This window comes from Candidatus Desulfatibia sp. (assembly GCF_036446775.1).
Classification (GTDB): Bacteria; Desulfobacterota; Desulfobacteria; order Desulfobacterales; family UBA11574; genus Desulfatibia_A.
On the sequence record NZ_JAZFTO010000054.1, the window covers coordinates 1 to 20,249 of the forward strand.

A 20,249-nucleotide genomic window follows, 5' to 3' on the forward strand; every position below is an offset into this window, starting at 1 on the left:
AAGGTTGCTTGGTAGATGGAACGGTATTCGGTTCTACGATGGACGAGGAGCCATTTAAGTTTACAGTCGGAGAGAAAAACATGCTGCCGGGCTTTGAAAATGCGGTCGTCGGCATGAAAAAAGGAGACAAAAAGAAAATCACGCTTTCCCCGGGCAAGGCTTATGGCCCTTACAAAAAAGAACTCGTATTTGGTATGGAGAGATCCAGCTTCCCCCCGGAAATAAATTTAGAAATTGGGAAGCGGCTTAGAGTTCGTAAACAAGATGGAAAATATGCTGTCGTTACCATTAAACATTTTTCTGAAGATAATATTGTGTTAGATGAAAACGATCCCCTAGCAGGGAAAACCCTAACCTTTAAAATCGAGCTTGTTGAAATTATATAGCAAACACGCCCACCTTGTCCAGCCGCATGGTATATATTAGGAGTCTTTATGAATTGTATTTTTTGCCAGTCAGAGATTAACGATAATGATATCTTAAAAGATGGAATTGATACTAGAATAGCAGGGCAAAAAACATGCCCTTTGGAATACAATTGCCCTGAATGTATTCATGTTTGGGTTACTAAAAGCTGTGCAGAAAAATTTCCACTGGACCCTTTTTTCCAAGATCCGGAAAGAAGAAAAATGCTCAGCAAATGTATTCGAAAACTTTGCGAACAAAACAATGACAACCGTTTGCAAGAGTCATTAAGCCTTCAGAGGTTAAGCTATCTTTGGATGAAGAAATAAAAATAGGAGTAAAAGATGGTAAGAACGGAAATTTCACTTTTTCTGAAAAACGTTCCGGGCGAGCTCGGCAAGCTGGCGTCGCTGCTGGGAGACAAAGGCATCAACATCGACGCCCTCACGATCCAGGATGCATCCTCCTACGTGCAGAATCTTTTTCAAGCCAGGGGTAAATCGCTCAAGCGCATCGCTTCGGTGGCCAGCTACAATAGCATGCGCAAGGATTCGGCTAACTTTGCCTTGATAAGACTTCTTGTTGATCAAACCGACAGGACCATCGACCTTTTGTCGAAGAATGATTATATCTTTGACATTATGCCGGTGATGGCCCTTGAGCTTGACAACAGACCCGGCACCCTGGCCGCCATCGCCGGCAAGTTCGGCGAAGAAAGCGTTAACATCAACTATGTTTACGGTTCGGTGTCATCACAGGATGAAAAATGCCTGTTTGTCTTCTGCCCCGAAGACATCGAGCTTGCGGCCAAGATCTTCAAAGATTGGTCCTAACCCGCATTTCTCATTAACTGTTTTGCCAAAAAAAATCCCGCTCACACTTCAAGTGCTCGCGGGATTTCTATTTGCGCTGAAATTATATGTTATTTATTGTCGTCGTCTTTGACCTCTTCGAAATCAGCATCGACCACATCTTCTTCCGGTGCCGAAGGTCCGGTCTGGACCGTGTCTTCCGCGCCGGGTTGGGCGTCGGCCTGCTGGTCGCCCGCTTGGGAGGCCTGCTGATACATCGCTTCCGCCAGCTTATGGGATGCCTGGGTCAACTCCTCGCTCAGGCGTTTGATCTCCTGGGTATCATCACCTTCCATGGCTTTTTTAAGGTTTTCAGAGGCCGCTTCAACACTGCTCTTGGTAGCATCGTCGATTTTATCGCCCAGATCCTTGATTGATTTCTCGGTAGAATAAATCAACGTATCGGCATGATTGCGGGCATCTACCAATTCCCTTTTCTTTTTGTCTTCATCGGCGTGCAGCTCGGCTTCTTTTATCGCCTTGTCGATTTCTTCCTTCGTCAGGCCGCTGGAGGCCGTAATCTGAATGGACTGCTCCTTGCCGGTCGCCATATCTTTGGCAGAAACATTCACAATACCGTTGGCGTCGATATCAAAGCTAACTTCAATCTGCGGTATGCCGCGGGCTGCCGGGGGTATACCCACCAGTTCAAAACGTCCCAGGGTTTTATTGCCGGCAGCCATTTCGCGTTCTCCCTGCAGCACATGGATGGAAACGGCCGGCTGGTTGTCGGCTGCGGTTGAAAAAATCTGGCTCTTTTTGGTCGGGATGGTTGTGTTCTTTTCAATCAGATTGGTCATGACGCTGCCCAGAGTTTCAATGCCCAGAGAAAGGGGGGTAACATCAAGGAGGAGAACATCCTTAACATCGCCTTTGAGGACACCGCCCTGAATGGCGGCACCTAATGCAACGACTTCATCCGGGTTGACGCCTTTGTGGGGCTCCTGTTCGAAAATCTTTTTGACCCGCTCGTGCACGGCCGGCATGCGTGTCATGCCGCCGACAAGAATCACTTCATCGATGTCCTTGGCATTCCAGCCTGAATCTTTAAGGGCTATTCGGCAGGGCCCTTCTAAATTGTCAAGCAAATCATTGACAAGGGCTTCCAGTTTAGCTCTGGTAATCTTTATGTTCAAGTGTTTAGGGCCACTGGCATCGGCGGTGATGAACGGAAGGTTCACATCGGTTTCCAGAGACGTGGAAAGTTCCATTTTGGCCTTTTCAGCAGCCTCTTTGAGGCGCTGCAGCGCCATCTTGTCGCCCCTGAGATCTATGCCCTGATCTTTCTTGAATTCGTCCGCCAGATAATCGATTAGACGAAGGTCGAAATCTTCACCACCAAGATGGGTGTCGCCGTTGGTCGCTTTGACTTCAAATACGCCTTCACCGATTTCGAGTAAGGATATATCGAATGTTCCGCCGCCAAGGTCAAAAACGGCTATTTTTTCTTCAGCCTTCTTGTCCAGGCCATATGCCAGAGATGCCGCCGTGGGTTCGTTGATAATTCTCATTACATTGAGACCGGCGATTTTACCGGCATCTTTGGTGGCCTGGCGCTGGTTGTCGTCAAAATAAGCCGGGACGGTGATAACGGCATCGGTGACCTTTTCTCCAAGGTATTGTTCAGCGGTGTTCTTGATGTTCGCCAATACAAAAGATGATATCTCCGCAGGGCTGTGCTGCTTTCCCCGCAGATTGATGCGAACATCCCCATTGCCGGCCTGTTCGATTTTGAAGGGGAGTATCTTCATATCACCCTGGATTTCTTTGGATGCATACTTACGCCCGATCAACCGTTTTACCCCAAAAACCGTATTTTCCGGATTCGTAATGGCCTGCCGTTTGGCGATTTGACCCACCAGTCTTTCCCCGCTTTCGGAAACGGCGACAATTGAAGGAGTCGTGCGCCCCCCTTCAGTGTTTGTAATCACATTGGCGTCACCCCCTTCCATGATAGCCACACATGAATTCGTGGTGCCCAGATCGATACCTATAACTTTACTCATTTGTTGTCCTCCTCACTATCAAATATGATCAATTTTTTCCTTTTGTCTTTTCAGGCGGTTCATTGTCTTTATGGTTTTCAGGCGATTCTTTTTTCTTGGAAACCACCACCATGGATGGCCTGATCAATTTGTCGTGCATCAGGTATCCTTTTTGAAGTTCCTTTAGAACGGTTTTGTCAGGATGGCTGTCGTTCTCTTCCTGCATTACGGCCTGATGAAAACCGGGATCAAACGGCTTTTCCAGGGATTCTACCGGTTTAACGTAAAATTTTTCAAAAATTTTCAATATCTCTGCAAGGGTCATCTGCACCCCTTCAGCGATAGAGTTGTTTGCATGCTGGTTTTCGCCTTCCGAATCCAAAGCCCGTTCAAGGTTGTCAACCACCGGCAGCAACAGCTTAATCAGGGATTCATTGGCAAACTTCCTGAAATCTTCCATTTCGCGGGCCGTGCGCTTTTTGTAGTTTTCGAAGTCGGCAGATACTCGCAAAAAACGATCATGTGCCTCTTGGGCTTCTTGCTGGGCAGACTCAAGTTTTGCTTCCAGTTCCGCCAAGGGACCATCCGCCTCGATGCGATTTTCCTGGTCCGGTTCGCCGGTGGGCAATGATTTATTTTTTTCGTCGGCTTTTTCGTTTTCTTTATGGATTTTAACTTTCTGCTTTGCGCCCATCAGTTGATGTTATCCCCTGATTTAGTTGTATATAGATTTTTAAGTTTTGTAAAAAATAAGACTGTCTTAAACAATGTCAAGACAGCAATTAGTATTTTGGGATGGGTTCCTTATTTGTAAGTTTTATACATCTTGTGGCAATACTTTTTGATTGCCACCAAAACACCAGGGCAGTCGCAGGTAAACAGTCAGCAGTAAAAAATGATCAGTACAGGAAAACTGATTTATGCTTTAAGAGCGCTGCGCTTGAGGGGAAAAAGTCTTTTTAGAGTATAGAAGTTGGTTGTGCACCCTCTATCGAATTTTTTCTGAAACACATTCGCCATATTTATGACCGAGACCGATCCGCGACACAGACTGCATTACTTATCGCTGCTTCCTTCCGGACCTGACGAGGTTCGTAACCGTCTGTTGCGCGGCGGCCGGTCAAAATGAAGAACAGAGTCCCAAATCAAACCCTTAAGAGGGAATTCAGCCCCGCATAAAGCGGATTTCGGGAAAAGGGCACCGCTAGCTCCCCGCCTAGCACAACCACTGGTATGAGTATAACCGAAAAGCATTTTTTTCAAGTAAAAAAAGATTTGCTTGATACCACAAGATAAACGATATTGTCAATTTCCAAACTCAATATCCAGTGTTTTTTATTGACATGGCTCTGTTTCTATCATAGGTAACATCTGCTTGGGCATCTTAAAAGTTGCGAGTTACGCGTTATGGGTAATAACCATTGGTAAATTTCTCAACCAGCAACTCGCACCGACCTTCCAACTTACCGCGTATGTAAAGGAAAATCAGGCTCATGACACGAAACCTGTTGCTGTCGATTATATTATCTTGTTATTTGATTACGATCGGGTGTGCCGTCGTAATCACCGGAGCGGCCGCAGGCGCCGGTGTATATACTTATATGAACGGTCAGCTGTCACGCTCCTATCAAGCGTCGTTTGATGCAACCAACCAGGCCTGCACGGCAACATTAAAAAGTCTGAAAATAGCGATAACTGAAGAAACATCTGACGGCATTAATGCAACTATTAAAGCCAAACGAACCGATGGAACACCGGTAACTGTCAAAACCGTGATGGTCGAGCCCAGAATTACGAAGGTGTCCGTCCGTTCCGGCGTGGTAGGAATATGGGACAAAAAAGTTTCCGAGCTGATTCATGCCAGCATCGCGCAAAGGCTACAAAAATAAATTGTTGCGGATCGTTGAACAAACCATTGCGGCTTATAGAATGTTCGAGCCGAACGATAAGGTTCTTGTCGGGGTGTCCGGAGGACCGGACTCTGTGGCCCTTCTGCATGCACTCGTCACTTTAGCTTCCAGATTCTCCCTCAAACTTGGAATCGCTCACTTGAATCATAGCCTTCGCCTGCAAGATGCAGACGATGACGCCAAATTTGTTGCATCGCTGGCCGGCGAATACGGTTTGCCCTTCCATCTCCATAAAGCTGATGTTCGTAAATATCAGCTTGAAAAAAAACTCTCCCTGGAAGAAGCCGCCAGACGCATGCGTTACGCCTTTTTTATGGATGTGGCCGCCAGCAATCGTTTCGATAAAATTGCCCTGGGCCATCATTGTGATGATAATGCCGAACTGGTCCTGATGAATCTGTTTAGAGGAAGCGGTCCCCTTGGCATTGCAGGTATTCCTCCGGTAAGAAGCGGCAAGATCGTACGGCCTTTTATAAAGTTAAGACGAACCGATATTATTGAATATTTAAAGCTAAAAAAACTAAAATATGTTTCCGACAGGTCCAATTTAGACGAAAGGCACTTGCGAAACAGAGTCCGTCATCATTTAATTCCGCTGCTGGAAACATCTTACAATCCAAATATCATAGCAACCCTTAATCGCCTGGCTTCAATCATAAGCTCCGAAGAAGAATGGATGGACGAGGTCGTACAACCTGTCTTTGATGCTGCTGTTTCGAATGTACGGGAAAATACCGTTACCCTTGCGGTCTCCGGGCTTGAGGGACTCCACACAGCCGCTTTGAGACGAATAATTCGTAAAGCCATTGCAAGGATCAAAGGAAACTTAAGGCGCATTACCTTTGCGCATATCGATGCAGTGATTCGCCTTTTGGAAAGTCGGCGGGCCTATGGGACTCTTGATCTGCCGGATCAGGTCCGTGTTAAGTGCCGCAAAGACGTGCTGCTGATTTCCAAAGAGAAAAAAGCATTACGTGATCTTGATTTGAAATCCGACGCCGATGAAACGCCTGCTTATGAATACATAATAGACATGCCCGGAAAGATTTTCATCCCCGAGATTGACGCGCAGGTAAAATTGTCTGAAATGAGGCCTGAAAATCGGCCTGATTTCAGTCGTACTGGACATCAGGCCGGTTTTTTTGATATGGATAGACTTAGTTTCCCACTAATTTTAAGGAACTTTCGTCCGGGAGACCGTTTTAAGCCGCTCGGTATGAGCGGAACCCAAAAGCTAAAAGATTTTTTTATCAATCATAAGGTGCCGAGAACCCAGCGCGCAAAATGTCCCATCCTCATCAGCCGGGGAAAAATAATCTGGGTGGTGGGTTATCGCATCGATGAATCTGTGAAAGTGATGCCTGCTACCGGCAATATACTTAAAGGAGAACTTATACTTGCCTAATTGACAATAATGATTAACATAACTCTGATGAATGCGAAGTCGTAAAAAGGTCGCTTTACTAAATTTTTACGAGATCATTAAATTTAGCATTAATCGTTTGCAGGGGGTAAAGACTTTTGAATCCATTTTACAAAAACCTGGCGCTATGGCTGGTCATCACGCTTATGATGGTCATGCTATATAACCTGTTTAATCAACCCCAATTGGTTGAAACAAAGATCAGTTACACCGAATTTCTTGACATGGTCGAAAGCGAGCGTGTCAGCGACGTCATTATCCAGGGGCAAGAACTCATTGTAACGGATTTAAACCACAACCGCCTCAAGGTATATGCACCCCAGGATACGGACCTGATTAAAATCCTCAGAAACAAGGGGGTTGCAATCAATGTCAAACCACCGGCTGAATCTCCTTGGTATATGTCGGTCCTGGTTTCGTGGTTTCCGATGATTGTGCTCATTGGCGTATGGATTTTTTTCATGCGCCAGATGCAGTCCGGCGGCGGCAAAGCCATGTCGTTTGGAAAGAGCCGGGCCCGCCTGCAATCAGACCAGTCCAAGAAAGTCACTTTTGAAGATGTTGCCGGAATCGATGAGGCCAAAGAGGAACTGTACGAAATTATTGAGTTTCTCAAGGAGCCCAAAAAGTTTACACGTCTTGGCGGCCGGATACCTAAAGGTGTTCTTCTGATGGGCGCTCCCGGTACCGGCAAAACTCTTTTGGCACGTGCCATTGCCGGGGAGGCCGATGTTCCGTTCTTTAATATCAGCGGTTCTGATTTTGTGGAAATGTTTGTCGGCGTGGGCGCCTCGCGTGTCAGGGACCTTTTTGTCCAGGGTAAAAAGAATGCACCTTGCATCATCTTTATTGACGATATCGATGCCGTCGGCAGGCACCGGGGAGCAGGCCTTGGCGGTGGACACGATGAAAGAGAACAGACTCTAAATCAGCTTCTGGTTGAAATGGACGGGTTTGAATCGAATGAAGGGGTCATCCTTATATCTGCTACAAATCGGCCCGATGTCCTGGACCCGGCTCTGTTGCGCCCGGGGCGTTTTGACCGCCAGGTGGTTGTGCCGCTGCCTGACATTCTCGGACGCGAAAAAATATTGAAGGTTCACATGAAAAAAACGCCAATGGACTCTGACGTAGACCCGGTCGTCCTTGCCAAGGGCACACCCGGTTTCTCCGGTGCAGATCTGGAAAACCTGGTTAACGAAGCCGCTCTTCTTGGTGCCAAAAGGAACAAAGAAAAAATCGATATGTCCGACTTAGACGATGCCAAGGACAAGGTCTACATGGGTCTGGAACGAAAATCGAAAGTCATCAAGGAGGAAGATCGCAAAACCACGGCATACCATGAAGGCGGGCATGCCCTGGTGGCCCGTCTTCTGCCCGGAACAGACGCCGTCAACAAGATTACCATTATTCCCAGGGGGCATGCGGCCGGGATGACATGGTTTTTACCCGAAGAGAGCGACTTTAAATATAAAGACCAGCTTGAAAGCGAATTGTCGGTGGCCTTGGGCGGACGAGTGGCTGAAGAAATTGTTTTTAACCGTATTAGCACCGGTGCCGCCAACGACATCAAACAGGCTACGGACGTTGCCCAGAAAATGGTGCGCAGTTGGGGTATGAGTGATGCACTAGGCCCGCTCTCTTATGCCAAAGGCGAAGAGCATATTTTCTTAGGGCGTGAAATTGCTCAGCACAGGGACTATTCCGATACGACAGCAAGAAAAATTGACGAAGAAATCACCAAACTGATCGATAATGCCTATAAACGCGCCCAGAAAACTTTAAAGGAAAATTTAGATGTATTGCATGCCCTGGCCGATCGTCTACTTGAAAAAGAAACCGTCAAGGGCGCTGAACTGGATGAACTGATCAGCTCCATGAAACCGGGGTTTGACTTCCCGTCAAAACATACTGAAAACCAAGAAAAAGTAAAAGCCGCCGAACCCCAAGCCGAACCAAAGGCAGAGACTGAAGATACAGCAGAAGCCCGGGCGGCAGCAAAATCTGAAACCGTAACAAAAGCAGAAGACGAAGCTGATGATGAATCTGCAGCCGAAACAAAATCAGACGCTGCCGGCAACTAACCGGCGCCTTGACAATTAAGGAATTTACCTTCTAAAGCCCCGAATGCCTTTCGGGACGTTGTATAAAATCGTCAAGCGATTTTATACTCAAATATAACCGAGACCTTTGAAATGGGCATCTATAACCTGTCCTGGAGCGGTCACAGCCTTGTTTTTGGTAAGCAAACCCGCATTATGGGCATTTTGAATATAACCCCCGATTCTTTTTCAGACGGGGGTAAATTTTTTGCATTCGACCAGGCGGTGGCTCAAGGCCAAAAATTGTACCAAGACGGAGCTGACATTCTTGATGTCGGGGGAGAATCGACGCGCCCGTTCTCTGATCAGGTATCTGCCGAAGAAGAAATTCGCCGGGTTGTACCGGTAATTGAAAAGCTCGCATCCCGGGTATCGATTCCCATTTCCATCGATACTACCAAAACCGAAGTGGCCCGCAGGGCTCTTGAGGCCGGCGCATCCATGATCAACGATGTGTCGGCGCTGCGACTTGATGAAGATCTGGCAGCACTGGCGGCCGAATACGATGTGCCGGTTATTTTAATGCATATGCTCGGAACGCCAAAAACCATGCAGATTGAACCTGCATATGATGATCTTATTTCAGAAATTAAAACGTTTCTTGAAAAGGCCATCGATCGTGCTGTCAAAAAAGGGATTGCAAAGTCAAAGATAATAATCGATCCGGGGATCGGTTTTGGAAAAACAAGCGCGCACAACCTTTCACTAATTGGGCATCTTAGTCAATTCAAAACGCTGGATGTTCCCATTATGATCGGACCTTCCAGAAAAGCGTTTTTGCGTAACATCCTTAAAGACAAAAATCTTGAAGATATTCAGCCTGATTTGCCGGTGGTAGAGACCGGCACCCAGGCAGTGGTTGCGGCTTCAGCGTTAAATGGTGCCCACATTATAAGGGTCCATAACGTGGCCCATACGCGCGCTACTTTGAAAATTATTGATGCTATAAAACAGGACTAAATAAATTATGTAACTGTTCACGGGTTCGGGGTTCAGGGTTCAAAGGTTCAGCCGCCTACGCTGGAGCTACGTCGTGCCGGGAGGTTCGGAGAGTTAGTAAAGGTTAGTAAAAAAACAACCCGACCCGGCTGCCTTCGACATGAGCTCAGGCCGAATGTAGCCGTTCGACCCTGAGCGGCTCGACCTGAGCTCGCCGACAGGGCTCACAGCCGAAGGGCTCGTCGCAGGCTGAACGGTGAACTCTGAACCTGTGAACACCTACGAAAGGTAACCCTGAACGGTGAACTCTGAACCTGTGAACACCTACGAAAGGTAACCCTGAACGGTGAACTCTGAACCTGTGAACACCTACGAAAGGTAACCCTGAACGGTGAACTCTGAACCTATGAGCGCTTATGCCATGACTAACCACAGACTTTGGGCCATTTTCCGTCGCAGGCATGTGAAGTGGCTTATTCTTTGCTTTTTATTGGGAGTTACGGCCGTTTTATCGTGTTCCGGCTTTACTGCCCATGAAGCCGAATTTTTTATTCCTGTTGAAATTAGCGGAATACCTTCGGGATTGACCGTTACCGGATCTCATTTAAAGGGCATAGAGGTTCGTGTTCGAGGTCCGAAATCCGCCCTTGAGACCCTTGCTAAGCTGAAACTTAAATATTTGCTGGATCTCTCCGATGCAGGTGTCGGTGTCAAGACGATTTATTTCGACCAGACCCGTATGGCCCTGCCCAAAGGAGTTACGATCATTAAGATCCATCCAGAGCTTTTAACCGTCAGGCTAGAAAACGAAATCAAAAAGGAAATTCCGGTTATTCTTTCTCTTTCCGGAAAGCCGGCCTCAGGCTTTATCGTTGCCGGTGCTGTCGCGAAACCATTTTCGGCTGTCCTGCGAGGACCGCAAAACATTCTGGGACCCATGGAAAAAGTCCTGACAAAACCGATTGAAATTAAAGGAATATCAGAATCTTTTAAAAAAGAAATAGCACTTGACCTGGCCGAAGACCTTGAAGTCATCTCTGCCACAAAAATTGTCCTTGCTGAAGTATTTATTGAAGAAAAGATTGTCACAAAAATTTATCATGATATTCCCGTTGAAGGCCGAAATTCGCAGTATAAATACAGCATTTCACCACCCGGCTTAGATATTGAGGTAAAGGGACCGCTTAATGTCCTTGAAAAGCTTTATGCTGAAAAAGGCATAAAAGTATATATTGATCTCAAAGACTTAAAACCCGGCGTGTATGTGAGACGTGCGGCCATTGCACTACCTGTAAAAACAACTCTTGCTGGTGCAGAGCCCGAAATATTTACTGTAAAGATATATAACCCATAGAAGGTTTCAGCTTGTTTATATTGCGGACATATAATAAAACAAAGGTCGTCTTGTAAGCCTGCGCCTGCAAGGCCATGGATGACTGGAGTGCTGGAGTGTTGGAATTTTGGGCCAGAAAAACCTATTAATGTCTGTTTATTTTCCAATACTCCAGCACTCCATTATTCCAATGTACCAGAGAAGAAGAAATAATATGTTCAACTTATTTGGGTTGTATAAACATAATACTTAAAGTCAGAGGATAGCACTGTTATGTTACTGGTTATCGATGTCGGGAATACAAATACTGTAATCGGCGTATATGATGGCAAACATTTGATTAAAGACTGGCGGATACGTACCGAGAGGCGTACTACTGAAGATGAGTTTCATGTCCTGGCTACAGGTCTGTTTGCCGAAGGCAATATCGGCTCCAAGGATATCGGCAAAATCATTATTTCCTGCGTGGTTCCGCCCATGGTAACCATTCTCGATTCTTTCTGCCGCAAATACCTGGGGCCAAGGCCGCACTGGGTCGATGCCGGGTCTTTCCCTAACATCCCCATACGATGCAAAAATCCATCCGAAATAGGGGCCGACCGTATCGTGAACGCGGTGGCCGCATTTGATAAGTACCGCACCAGCCTTGTTATCATAGACTTTGGAACCGCAACAACCTTTGATGCCATTTCAGAGGCCGGGGAATACCTTGGCGGCGCAATCAGCCCCGGAATTATGATCGCTTCCGAGGCCCTGTTTATGAAGGCATCTAAACTTCCCCGGGTTGAAATTTTCGTTCCTCCTGAAAACGTGATCGGCAAAGATACCGCCAGCAGTATTAAGGCGGGCATTATTTTCGGCTATGCCGGTCTTGTGGATGGAATGGTAAAACGCATGCAGGCGGAGATGGGAACAAACGCCAAAGTAATTGCTACCGGAGGTTTGGCAGGGCTTATGCAGCAAGTGTCTGAGACCATTGAAGCTGTTGAACCAGCCTTGACGCTGGAGGGGTTGCGGATTATCAGCAACAACCTATAACCAGTTCTAATCGAGTTCCATTGCTGTTTCGAGCTTTTTAATCTGCTTGAGGATGTCCTCCTTTTCCTCCGCACTCAAGTCTGCCAGTTCCAGACGGCGCTTAAGCCCCAAAAGGATCATTTCAGTCCGATAATCAACACAGGTATATTCCATAGTTCAATACTTTCAGGCCCTGCCGAATTTAATAAGCGTCTCTTTAAAGACGCGGTAAAAGGCGGTGTTGTCCGCTAGAGCGCGTTTAAGAATCTTTTCGCAATCATCGATATTCTTCGGATTAATCACAAGGTTGACGCTCTTGTTAAAGGCCGCCATGTTGTCGTTGGTACGGAAACGATCGGTAACAAGGGTCACGAAGATGTTGCGCCGGGTGGACATAGGAAGCTGATCCAGGTATCTAAGGACATTGTTCAGGTCCGGGTTCGAGGTGTCAAACAACTCATTGATTACTGCCATGTCAAAAACGTGAAAACGCATCTGCTTGAGAACTTCCCTGGCTGAATCCGGTTCGGTGGTATGATACCCCAAATTATCCAGAGCTTTTCTGATTTTGGACCGGGCGGTCTGGTCCGGCTCGCATAAAAGGGCTGTCTCCGCGCCTTCTTCCAGGAAATCAAAAGGCTTTTCTTCGGCGTCGTAGGCGTCGGCGTCCACTTCGTCGAGAAGAGTTTTTTCTTTAGCCGGTTCTGGTTCGGCCGCCGGTGCCGGGGTCTCTTTTGGCGGTGGAGGCGCATCAACTCGAGCGTCAATAGAAATTTTGTTCCGGCACTTGGGGCAGGTCACCGCAAAAACCTGCCCTTTGGGAACTTTTTCATCCGGAATTTTGAACTTGGCCGGGCACTTGTCACAGGCGACATCCATGATTTTCTCCTCTATAGATATTGCCCTAATCGAGCCAAAGCTCGATTAGGCGTTATCCGTTAATCGTTATTGATTTGTGGATATCAATGCACGATCTTATACTTCATTGCTGATAGATATATAAAACCGTGTCGGACTCCTCTTCTAATAACGAATAACCAATAACACTCCATTGCAGCTTTTTCGCTCAATTGATGTATTAGTTTCTTAGTTGGAAAGGGTCAAAAGGACGGACGGCCTGGCTTCTTTCCATAACCGGTGTCTATCGCTAGTTCCTCAATATCGGTGGTGGCTTCTCCGCGGCCGCTCTTGACCGTGTCGAGTCCGCGGCCCACGATACCTTTGCGGGAAGCGTAAGCCATGGCCGTCTCTTCATCAATTAGTTCTTTTTTGTACAATTCCACAATATAATCATCGAAGGTGGTCATACCAAAGGCCGTGCCGGCCTGAATAATTTCATAATAGGTCTTGCCTTCGGATTCCCCGTGCAGAATCGTGTCCTTGACCCGCAGGTTCGACCCCATAATTTCAAAGGCCGCCACCCGTCCCCCCCCGATTTTGGGCAGGAGGCGCTGGCATACGATCCAGCGGATCGTATCGGCCAGCCGAATGCGAAGCTGATTCTCTTCCTCGGTGGAGAACATACCCAGGATGCGATTGATGGTCTGTCCCGCGTCCACGGTATGGAGGGTGCTCACCACCAGATGGCCGGTTTCAGCCGCACTGAGGCCGATTTCCACGGTTTCGCGATCGCGCATTTCGCCCACCAGGATCACCTTGGGAGCCTGGCGCAGGGCTGCTCGCAGGCCGCTGGAAAAGGCATCGAAATCGGTGCCCATCTCGCGCTGGTTGAAGGTGGATTTCTTGTGCGGGTGTTCGTATTCCACCGGGTCTTCAAGGGTCACCACGTGGACCGATTTTGTTTCGTTGATTTCATTGAGGACCGCGGCCAGTGAAGTCGATTTGCCGCTGCCGGTGGCACCGGTGACCAAAATGATTCCATTTTTTTCCAGGGCCATTTTGTAAAAGGCTTTGGGAAGTTCCCTGTCCTGTAAAGTGGGAATTTTAGTCTCCAGTTTTCGCAAAATGCTGGAGTAGTTGCTGCGCTGGGAAAAGATATTGACCCTGAAGCGCGCCTTGCCGGGAAGCTCGTAGGATGAATCGCAGGACCCCTCGTTTAAAAGCGTTTCAGTCAGGCGCCGGTCCTGGTTGACCAGGTTGAGGGCGAAGATTTCGGTCTGAAACGGTGTAAGCTCGTCAAAGGGCGGATCGATCTCCACACTGACGAGCTGACCCGAAGATTCGACCTGAAACGGTTTGCCTACGGTGATATTCAGGTCGGAAACATTGTCGTAGGCATCAAGCATTCTTGCCAGAATATAATCGACTTCCTGTTTTTTCATAACACCACCTCATAAAATAATTATGCATCCGTGAAATCAGAGGGCGGATTTTTCAAAAAGGGCCTGAATTTGCTCTTGTCGTTGGCCTTCATGTAGGCTTCGTCCCCGCCGATCCACCCTTTGTTGAGCAGATCCATGATAGCATCGTCTAAAAGCACCATACCGTATTTTTTACCGGTTTGAATCATGGAGTTGATCTGGTGGGTTTTACCTTCCCGGATCAGATTGCGGACCGCCGCAGTGGCAATCAAAATCTCCATAGCGGCACAGCGTCCTTTTTTATCGATCCGCTTGAACAGCACCTGCGCGATAACGGCCCGCAGTCCATCGGACAGGGTCGAGCGAATCTGGGACTGCTCACTGGAAGGAAAAACTTCGATAACACGGTCAACGGTTTTGGGTGCACTGGAGGTATGCAGGGTCCCGAAAACCAGATGTCCGGTGGAGGCCGCTTCGATGGCCAGGGAGATGGTTTCCAGGTCTCTCATTTCACCCACCAGAATAATATCCGGATCTTCCCGCAGGGCTCCTTTTAAAGCGGCGGTGAACGACTTGGTATGCAGGCCGACTTCGCGGTGGTTGATAATACAGCTCTGACTTACGTGGACAAACTCGATGGGATCTTCCACCGTGATGATATGATCCTTGCGGGTTTTATTGGCCTCGTCGATGATGGCGGCCAGGGTGGTAGATTTGCCGCTTCCGGTGGGGCCGGTCACCAGTACCAGCCCTCGCGGCAGCGAGGCCAGCTTGGAAACCACCGTCGGAAGGCCTAGCTGCTCGGCGGTCAAGATTTCTTCGGGGATTTGCCTGAAAACCGCCGCCACCCCGTATTTCTGCATAAAGAAATTGGCCCTGTACCTGGCCAAGCCGGGGATTTCATAGCCGAAATCGACATCGCCGGTTTCTTCAAAGACCTTAACTTTATCTTCAGGTGCAATCTCATAAAGCATACTTTTCAGGTCATCATTTTCCAGAACTTTATATTTGATTCTTTCCATATCGCCTATCAACCTTAATGCGGGCGGTTGCCCGGAGACAAGATGAAGGTCAGAAGCACCCTGTTCATTCATTAACTTAAAAAACGCGTCTATTCTCGCCATTTTATTCTCCCAATTATTTAGGTTGTTTTAACACTTTCAATTTGGCATCTTCTTGGTCCCGGGCTTCAGTCTCTTCTTGGCCGAGGTCGAGGAGTTTGGTATGGTTTTCCAGAATTGAGCGGACTTGAATTTCGATCTGGATGCGCTGGCGTTTCAGCTCGGCAATATCTTCATGAAGCTGGGCCAGCCGGTTGTGGGCTCTGTTGAGGATTTTTTCGGCTTTAACTTCAGCGTCTGCAATAATCAGCTCGGCCGATTTCTGAGCATTGTCTTTCATCTGCTCTAATACTTTCTGGGAATTGAGCATGGCACGCTTAAAGGTTTCTTCACGCTGCCGGTATCCCTGATTTTCGAGTTTGAGCCGGTCAATTTCCTCCTGCAAGCTTACGTTTTCGTTCTGCGATGATTCGAAGTCATCCGCGAGTTGTTCAAGAAATGCATCTACCTCGCGTACATCAAAACCTCTGAACCTGATCTTAAACTGTTGTTGCTGAATATCAAGGGGCGTCAATTTCATGATATCACCTGTTTTTCACTGGTTACATAAGAGACATCGACAGCCTAAGCAGGCTACTGACAACAAAGTTTTGCAAAAAAACGACGCCAAGGATAACGATTATCGGAGAAATATCGATACCGCCGAAACCAAAAGGTAATCGGGTGCGTATAGGATCTAAAATCGGTTCAGTAACGCTATGGATGAAGCGTACAATAGGATTATAGGGGTCAGGATTCACCCAGGACAGCACCGCCCGCGCCACCACGATCCACATGTAAAAACTGAGAACATAGTTTAGAACTATGGCAACCGCCTTTAAAAAATTACCTATAATAAACATATATATAAAAACCTTTCATCTTTTGGGACTGATTGCAAAAAAGAAATTTTATTGTAAAAATTAATTATATTCTTGAAGATAAGTCAAGATATTTCAGGCAAAATCATTGACATACTAAATATTCAGGAGATAAAAAGATGTCATATCGCAAGCCCGTATCTCTCACAGGGAGTTTTAAGGGCTTTTCAATGGTTTGAAGGCATAATAGATTCAGTCAGTTAGCTCGAATATGCGCAATTTCTCAATAACTTTTGGGGCCCCACTGGCGATAAGGAGAATCAAATCAATGTTAAAAGACAAAACTATCAGCATCATAGGAGCCGGGAATATGGGGGAAGCCCTCGTCAGCGGGCTGATTTCATCGAAGTCAACCGCGGCCGGAAATATTATCTGTACGGATATTAGAGAAGATCAGCTCGAATCCGTAAAAGAAAAATATGGTGTCGCTGTAACGACCAACAACCTCGATGCGGTTAAAGCATCCGAAATTATTATCTATGCGGTCAAACCCCAGATCATCGCCCCGGTACTGGTCGAAACAGCATCCAAACTGGATATGAGCAAACTCATTATCTCAATTGCAGCCGGTGTTTCTTTGGCAGCTATCGAATCGTGCCTGAACAAAAAATTACGCCTGATCCGGGTCATGCCCAACATTGCCGCCTTCGTTCAAGAAAGCGCCACGGTCGTGGCGGCCGGGAAAAATGCCTCCCGGGATGACGTCAAAATGGCGATGGCCATCTTCGATTCCATGGGTAAAACCATATTTTTAAAAGAGAATATCCTTATGGATGCCGTAACGGGCTTAAGCGGCAGCGGACCCGCCTACATCTTTTTAATTGTCGATGCTCTGGCCGATGGCGGTGTCAAGGTGGGACTGGCAAGGCAGGACGCTCTTTTCCTTGCAACCCAAACGGTTTTAGGGGCTGCCAAGCTGTTGATGGAAACCAAGGAACACCCCGGAAAATTAAAGGATATGGTGACCTCCCCCGGCGGAACCGCCATTGCCGGCATTCATACTTTGGAAAAAGGAGGACTGCGCACGACCCTGATCAATGCCGTTGAGGTCGCCACACAACGCTCCCGGGAGCTGGGTGAAATAATAACCAAAAACTTTTCCAATAAAAGTTAGAGGCTGTATTAATGACACAATTTGAAATGAAAACGATTAAAACATTGGATTACGACCGACCGGCGATTGCAAACGGTTATGCCGGGCAAACGCTATGCTGCGATATTGCTGATGCAGAAATTTCAATAAAGCCGGTTACAGATAAAATGAAGGCGGTCTTTATCGGCGGCAAAGGCTTTGATCTATGGCTGCTTTGGAATGCCGTAAGCAACACAACCAGATGGAATGATTCTGAAAACACCATCTGTATTGCTTCAGGTCCCCTGGGCGGGACACCCATATATCCGGGTTCCGGAAAAAGTATTGTGACAACCATTTCTCCCTTAACAGGATCCGTGATCGACTCCAATGTGGGAGGATATTTCGGCCCTTATCTGAAGTTTTCAGGGTTTGACGCCTTGGAAATTAAAGGCAAAGCGTCCCAAGACATTGTAATTTTTGTCGATGGGATTGAAGGGCAGGTTCAGATTTTAGAGACTGTCGGGCTGCCGGATGATTCCTATGATCTTTCAGCGATACTGACAGATCACTTCGCCAAGGGTAAGCCTCGCAATATTTCAGTGGTCTCCACCGGACCCGGCGCCAAGAATACGCTGATTGGATGCCTGAACTTTACCTGGTATGATTTAAAACGAAAGCGGGCCAGATACAAACAGGCCGGACGAGGGGGCATCGGCACCGTCTTTGCCGATAAAAAAATAAAAGCAATTGTGGCACGCTGGGACACGGTTACGGTAAAAACAAACAATCCAGCCGATGGGGACGCATTAAAAGAGGTTGGACGTATGCACTCCCGGGAAATTACCGAGTTGGATCCCAAACAAAACGAGATGTCCTCAATCGGAACAACCCACCTTGTTACCATAATGGATGACTTTGACCTGTTTCCGGTGAACAATTTCCAGTACGGCCGGCATCCTGAAACAGGCAACCTCGGCCAGGAGATTTACCGTCGCATTTTTGACACCGGGTTTGACGGCTGCTGGATGGGGTGCACAGTGGCCTGCTCCCATGGCGTCAAGGACTTTGTGCCTCTTACCGGACCTTATCAAGGGACCAAAGTTTTTGTCGATGGGCCCGAATATGAAACCATTGCCGGCTGCGGATCGAACCTGGGCATCTTTGATCCTCACTTCGTTATTGAAATGAATTTTTACTGCGATGCCTATGGCCTAGACACGATTTCAGTGGGAACGAGTATAGCCTTTGCCATGGAATGCTTTGAGATGGGATTGATTAATGAGAATCACACCGGAGGAATTAACCTTTCTTTCGGCAACCGCGCGGCGGCTCTTGAAATCGTTCATCAAATGGCACAAGGAGAGGGTTTTGGCCGTCTTGTGGGCCAGGGTGTTCGCAGGATGAAATTTATTTTCTCAAAAGACTACGGCGCCGATCCCGATATTATGCAGGATATCGGCATGGAAGCAAAAGGGCTCGAGTTCTCAGAATATATGACTAAAGAGTCGCTGGCCCAGCAGGGGGGCTACGGCCTGGCCCTTAAGGGGCCGCAGCATGATGAAGCCTGGCTGATCTTTCTTGACATGGTGCACAACTTTATGCCGACCTTTGAGCAGAAAGCCGAGGCGCTGCACTGGTTCCCCATGTTCAGAACCTGGTTTGGTCTGTGCGGTCTGTGTAAGCTGCCCTGGAACGATATTATTCCCGAAGACAATAAGGATACCCCGGAGCCGGCCAAAGTCATGCAGCATGTACAATGGTATGCAGAGTACTTCAGCGCGGTAACCGGCCGGCAGACGACGCCCGACGACCTTATTAGCATCAGCGAGGCCGTCTACAATTTTCAGCGCATCTTCAACCTCAAAATGGGCTTTGGCCGGCGCGAGCATGACAATATCCCCTACCGTGCGGTCGGTCCGGTGCTGGCCGTTGAGTATGAATCACGGCAAGAGCGTTACGATAAACAGCTGGTCGAACAATACAAGGTCGAAATCGAGGACAAATCGACGGCAGAAAAAATAGCACTGCTGCGACAGTTTCGTGAGGAGCAATATGAAAAACTAAAGGATGCGGTATATAAACGCAGAGGATGGACGCAAAACGGCATCCCGACAATTGAAACCGTAAAAAGACTCGGCATTGACTTTCCCGAGATTTTGGAACTACTCAAGTCACACGGCGTTGAATAATGATCAGGATCAATGGCAAACAGCACCCCTGGCGCGAAGGGATGACAATTGCAGATCTGCTCCATGATCTGAATGATTCCTACCAATATGCGGTCGTTCGCATCAATGACAAGCCTGTATCTAAACCTAATTTTGAGAAAACTCTGATTCCGGATAATGCCGATGTGTTTCTTCTGCCTATGGTCGCAGGAGGGTAAACAGGGACTTTTATATTTCTCACAGAGCTCACAGAGAAAGATAATTATTATTGGTTCTTCTCCAATTTAGTTGGAGAAGAACTTCATTATTTAACAGGAAGGAGATGACAGCGGATCTTTTTCTCACTTACCGATATCGATGTTCGGGTCTACAGCGATGCGATCAAAAGGTTTTATTGTTGCCATAATGAACTATCCCGCAGCAGAGCTGCGAGGTATCAAAATGAATTTTTATCTTATTAACCCCGATGCAGAGCATCGAGGAATTCTTTTGATTAAAATCCTTTCATCTTTATTATTTCAGATGTTTTGCCTAATACCGTCTTATTATTAACACATCATTAACAGAGAATCAAAATAAACTCTTTTGTTGAGTTGAGTTGAGTTGATAAGAATTCCCTTTCAAGAACAGAAGTTGAGTTGAGTTGTTGAGTTGAGTTGTTGATAAGAATTCCCTTTCAAGAACAGAATCAGGGAGAATTTACGGTTGTGTGAGGTAATAGAGTGCACCCCAATATTTAGTATGGTCAGATTTCACACATCAACCAGACTACGGAAAATCCACTAAGAATTGATATGGT

At 47.2% G+C, this 20,249-nt stretch carries 20 protein-coding genes and 1 other RNA gene; 12 read left to right on the forward strand and 9 right to left on the reverse strand.

The window, feature by feature from the left end:
- The 3 genes from V3S16_RS02300 to V3S16_RS02310 form a co-directional block, all read left to right on the forward strand.
- The coding region (locus V3S16_RS02300) for an FKBP-type peptidyl-prolyl cis-trans isomerase (protein WP_413883059.1) at positions 1–386 on the forward strand (386 nt) is incomplete at its 5' end.
- A gap of 48 nt (positions 387–434) precedes the next feature.
- On the forward strand, positions 435–734 hold the full coding sequence (locus tag V3S16_RS02305) for a hypothetical protein (protein WP_413883060.1): 300 nt from the start codon (positions 435–437) through the stop codon (positions 732–734).
- A 15-nt stretch (positions 735–749) separates the two neighbouring features.
- Positions 750–1,238, forward strand: a complete 489-nt coding sequence (locus tag V3S16_RS02310) for an amino acid-binding protein (protein WP_413883061.1) — start codon at positions 750–752, stop codon at positions 1,236–1,238.
- Positions 1,239–1,327: 89 nt separating this feature from the next.
- Here V3S16_RS02310 and dnaK read toward each other — a convergent pair whose 3' ends face one another.
- The 3 genes from dnaK to ffs all read right to left on the reverse strand — a co-directional run bounded on the left by dnaK (position 1,328) and on the right by ffs (position 4,466).
- Positions 1,328–3,262 (reverse strand): molecular chaperone DnaK, encoded by a 1,935-nt coding sequence (gene dnaK / locus V3S16_RS02315; protein ID WP_413883062.1) that lies wholly within the window; start codon positions 3,260–3,262, stop codon positions 1,328–1,330.
- A gap of 28 nt (positions 3,263–3,290) precedes the next feature.
- A complete protein-coding gene (gene grpE, locus V3S16_RS02320) occupies positions 3,291–3,935 on the reverse strand; it encodes a nucleotide exchange factor GrpE (RefSeq protein WP_413883063.1) in 645 nt (214 codons plus the stop codon).
- 283 nt (positions 3,936–4,218) lie between these two features.
- An RNA gene (ffs, locus tag V3S16_RS02325) (signal recognition particle sRNA large type) lies at positions 4,219–4,466 on the reverse strand.
- A 268-nt stretch (positions 4,467–4,734) separates the two neighbouring features.
- On the opposite strand from ffs, the gene V3S16_RS02330 reads away from it, so the two are divergent.
- The 6 genes from V3S16_RS02330 (at position 4,735) to V3S16_RS02355 (ending at position 11,986) form a co-directional block, all read left to right on the forward strand.
- The gene (locus V3S16_RS02330) at positions 4,735–5,130 is read left to right on the forward strand and encodes a DUF3568 family protein (RefSeq protein WP_413883064.1); all 396 of its coding nucleotides are present in this window, start codon (positions 4,735–4,737) and stop codon (positions 5,128–5,130) included.
- Complete coding sequence (gene tilS, locus V3S16_RS02335; RefSeq protein WP_413883065.1) at positions 5,099–6,556, forward strand: tRNA lysidine(34) synthetase TilS; 1,458 nt, start codon at positions 5,099–5,101, stop codon at positions 6,554–6,556. The genes V3S16_RS02330 and tilS overlap by 32 nt, the downstream gene beginning before the upstream one ends.
- 116 nt (positions 6,557–6,672) lie before the next feature.
- Positions 6,673–8,658, forward strand: coding sequence for an ATP-dependent zinc metalloprotease FtsH (gene ftsH, locus V3S16_RS02340; RefSeq protein WP_413883066.1), 1,986 nt, complete (start codon positions 6,673–6,675; stop codon positions 8,656–8,658).
- 111 nt (positions 8,659–8,769) lie between these two features.
- On the forward strand, positions 8,770–9,636 hold the full coding sequence (gene folP / locus V3S16_RS02345; RefSeq protein WP_413883067.1) for a dihydropteroate synthase: 867 nt from the start codon (positions 8,770–8,772) through the stop codon (positions 9,634–9,636).
- 400 nt (positions 9,637–10,036) lie between these two features.
- Positions 10,037–10,969, forward strand: a complete 933-nt coding sequence (locus tag V3S16_RS02350; RefSeq protein ID WP_413883068.1) for a YbbR-like domain-containing protein — start codon at positions 10,037–10,039, stop codon at positions 10,967–10,969.
- Between the two features lie 252 nt (positions 10,970–11,221).
- Positions 11,222–11,986, forward strand: coding sequence for a type III pantothenate kinase (locus V3S16_RS02355; protein ID WP_413883069.1), 765 nt, complete (start codon positions 11,222–11,224; stop codon positions 11,984–11,986).
- Between the two features lie 6 nt (positions 11,987–11,992).
- Here V3S16_RS02355 and V3S16_RS02360 read toward each other — a convergent pair whose 3' ends face one another.
- The 6 genes from V3S16_RS02360 to V3S16_RS02385 all read right to left on the reverse strand — a co-directional run bounded on the left by V3S16_RS02360 (position 11,993) and on the right by V3S16_RS02385 (position 16,189).
- Positions 11,993–12,139, reverse strand: a complete 147-nt coding sequence (locus V3S16_RS02360; RefSeq protein ID WP_413883070.1) for a hypothetical protein — start codon at positions 12,137–12,139, stop codon at positions 11,993–11,995.
- Between the two features lie 12 nt (positions 12,140–12,151).
- The gene (locus V3S16_RS02365; RefSeq protein WP_413883071.1) at positions 12,152–12,844 is read right to left on the reverse strand and encodes a zinc-ribbon domain-containing protein; all 693 of its coding nucleotides are present in this window, start codon (positions 12,842–12,844) and stop codon (positions 12,152–12,154) included.
- A 221-nt stretch (positions 12,845–13,065) separates the two neighbouring features.
- Positions 13,066–14,247: a type IV pilus twitching motility protein PilT gene (locus V3S16_RS02370; protein WP_413883072.1), complete on the reverse strand. Its 1,182-nt coding sequence runs from the start codon at positions 14,245–14,247 to the stop codon at positions 13,066–13,068.
- Positions 14,248–14,267: 20 nt separating this feature from the next.
- A complete protein-coding gene (locus V3S16_RS02375) occupies positions 14,268–15,350 on the reverse strand; it encodes a type IV pilus twitching motility protein PilT (RefSeq protein ID WP_413883073.1) in 1,083 nt (360 codons plus the stop codon).
- A gap of 13 nt (positions 15,351–15,363) precedes the next feature.
- A complete protein-coding gene (locus V3S16_RS02380) occupies positions 15,364–15,867 on the reverse strand; it encodes a DivIVA domain-containing protein (RefSeq protein ID WP_413883074.1) in 504 nt (167 codons plus the stop codon).
- A 22-nt stretch (positions 15,868–15,889) separates the two neighbouring features.
- Positions 15,890–16,189: a YggT family protein gene (locus tag V3S16_RS02385; protein WP_413883075.1), complete on the reverse strand. Its 300-nt coding sequence runs from the start codon at positions 16,187–16,189 to the stop codon at positions 15,890–15,892.
- A gap of 286 nt (positions 16,190–16,475) precedes the next feature.
- Between V3S16_RS02385 and proC the strand changes: the two genes are divergently transcribed.
- Genes proC through thiS form a run of 3 tightly spaced genes read left to right on the forward strand, consistent with a single transcriptional unit; the run spans position 16,476 to position 19,668 of the window.
- Entirely contained in the window at positions 16,476–17,321 is an 846-nt protein-coding gene (gene proC, locus V3S16_RS02390) for a pyrroline-5-carboxylate reductase (RefSeq protein WP_413883076.1), read from the forward strand.
- Positions 17,322–17,332: 11 nt separating this feature from the next.
- Positions 17,333–19,471 (forward strand): aldehyde ferredoxin oxidoreductase family protein, encoded by a 2,139-nt coding sequence (locus V3S16_RS02395; RefSeq protein ID WP_413883077.1) that lies wholly within the window; start codon positions 17,333–17,335, stop codon positions 19,469–19,471.
- Positions 19,471–19,668 (forward strand): sulfur carrier protein ThiS, encoded by a 198-nt coding sequence (gene thiS / locus V3S16_RS02400; protein ID WP_413883078.1) that lies wholly within the window; start codon positions 19,471–19,473, stop codon positions 19,666–19,668. Before V3S16_RS02395 ends, thiS begins: the two co-directional genes overlap by 1 nt.
- Positions 19,669–20,249: the final 581 nt, after the last annotated feature.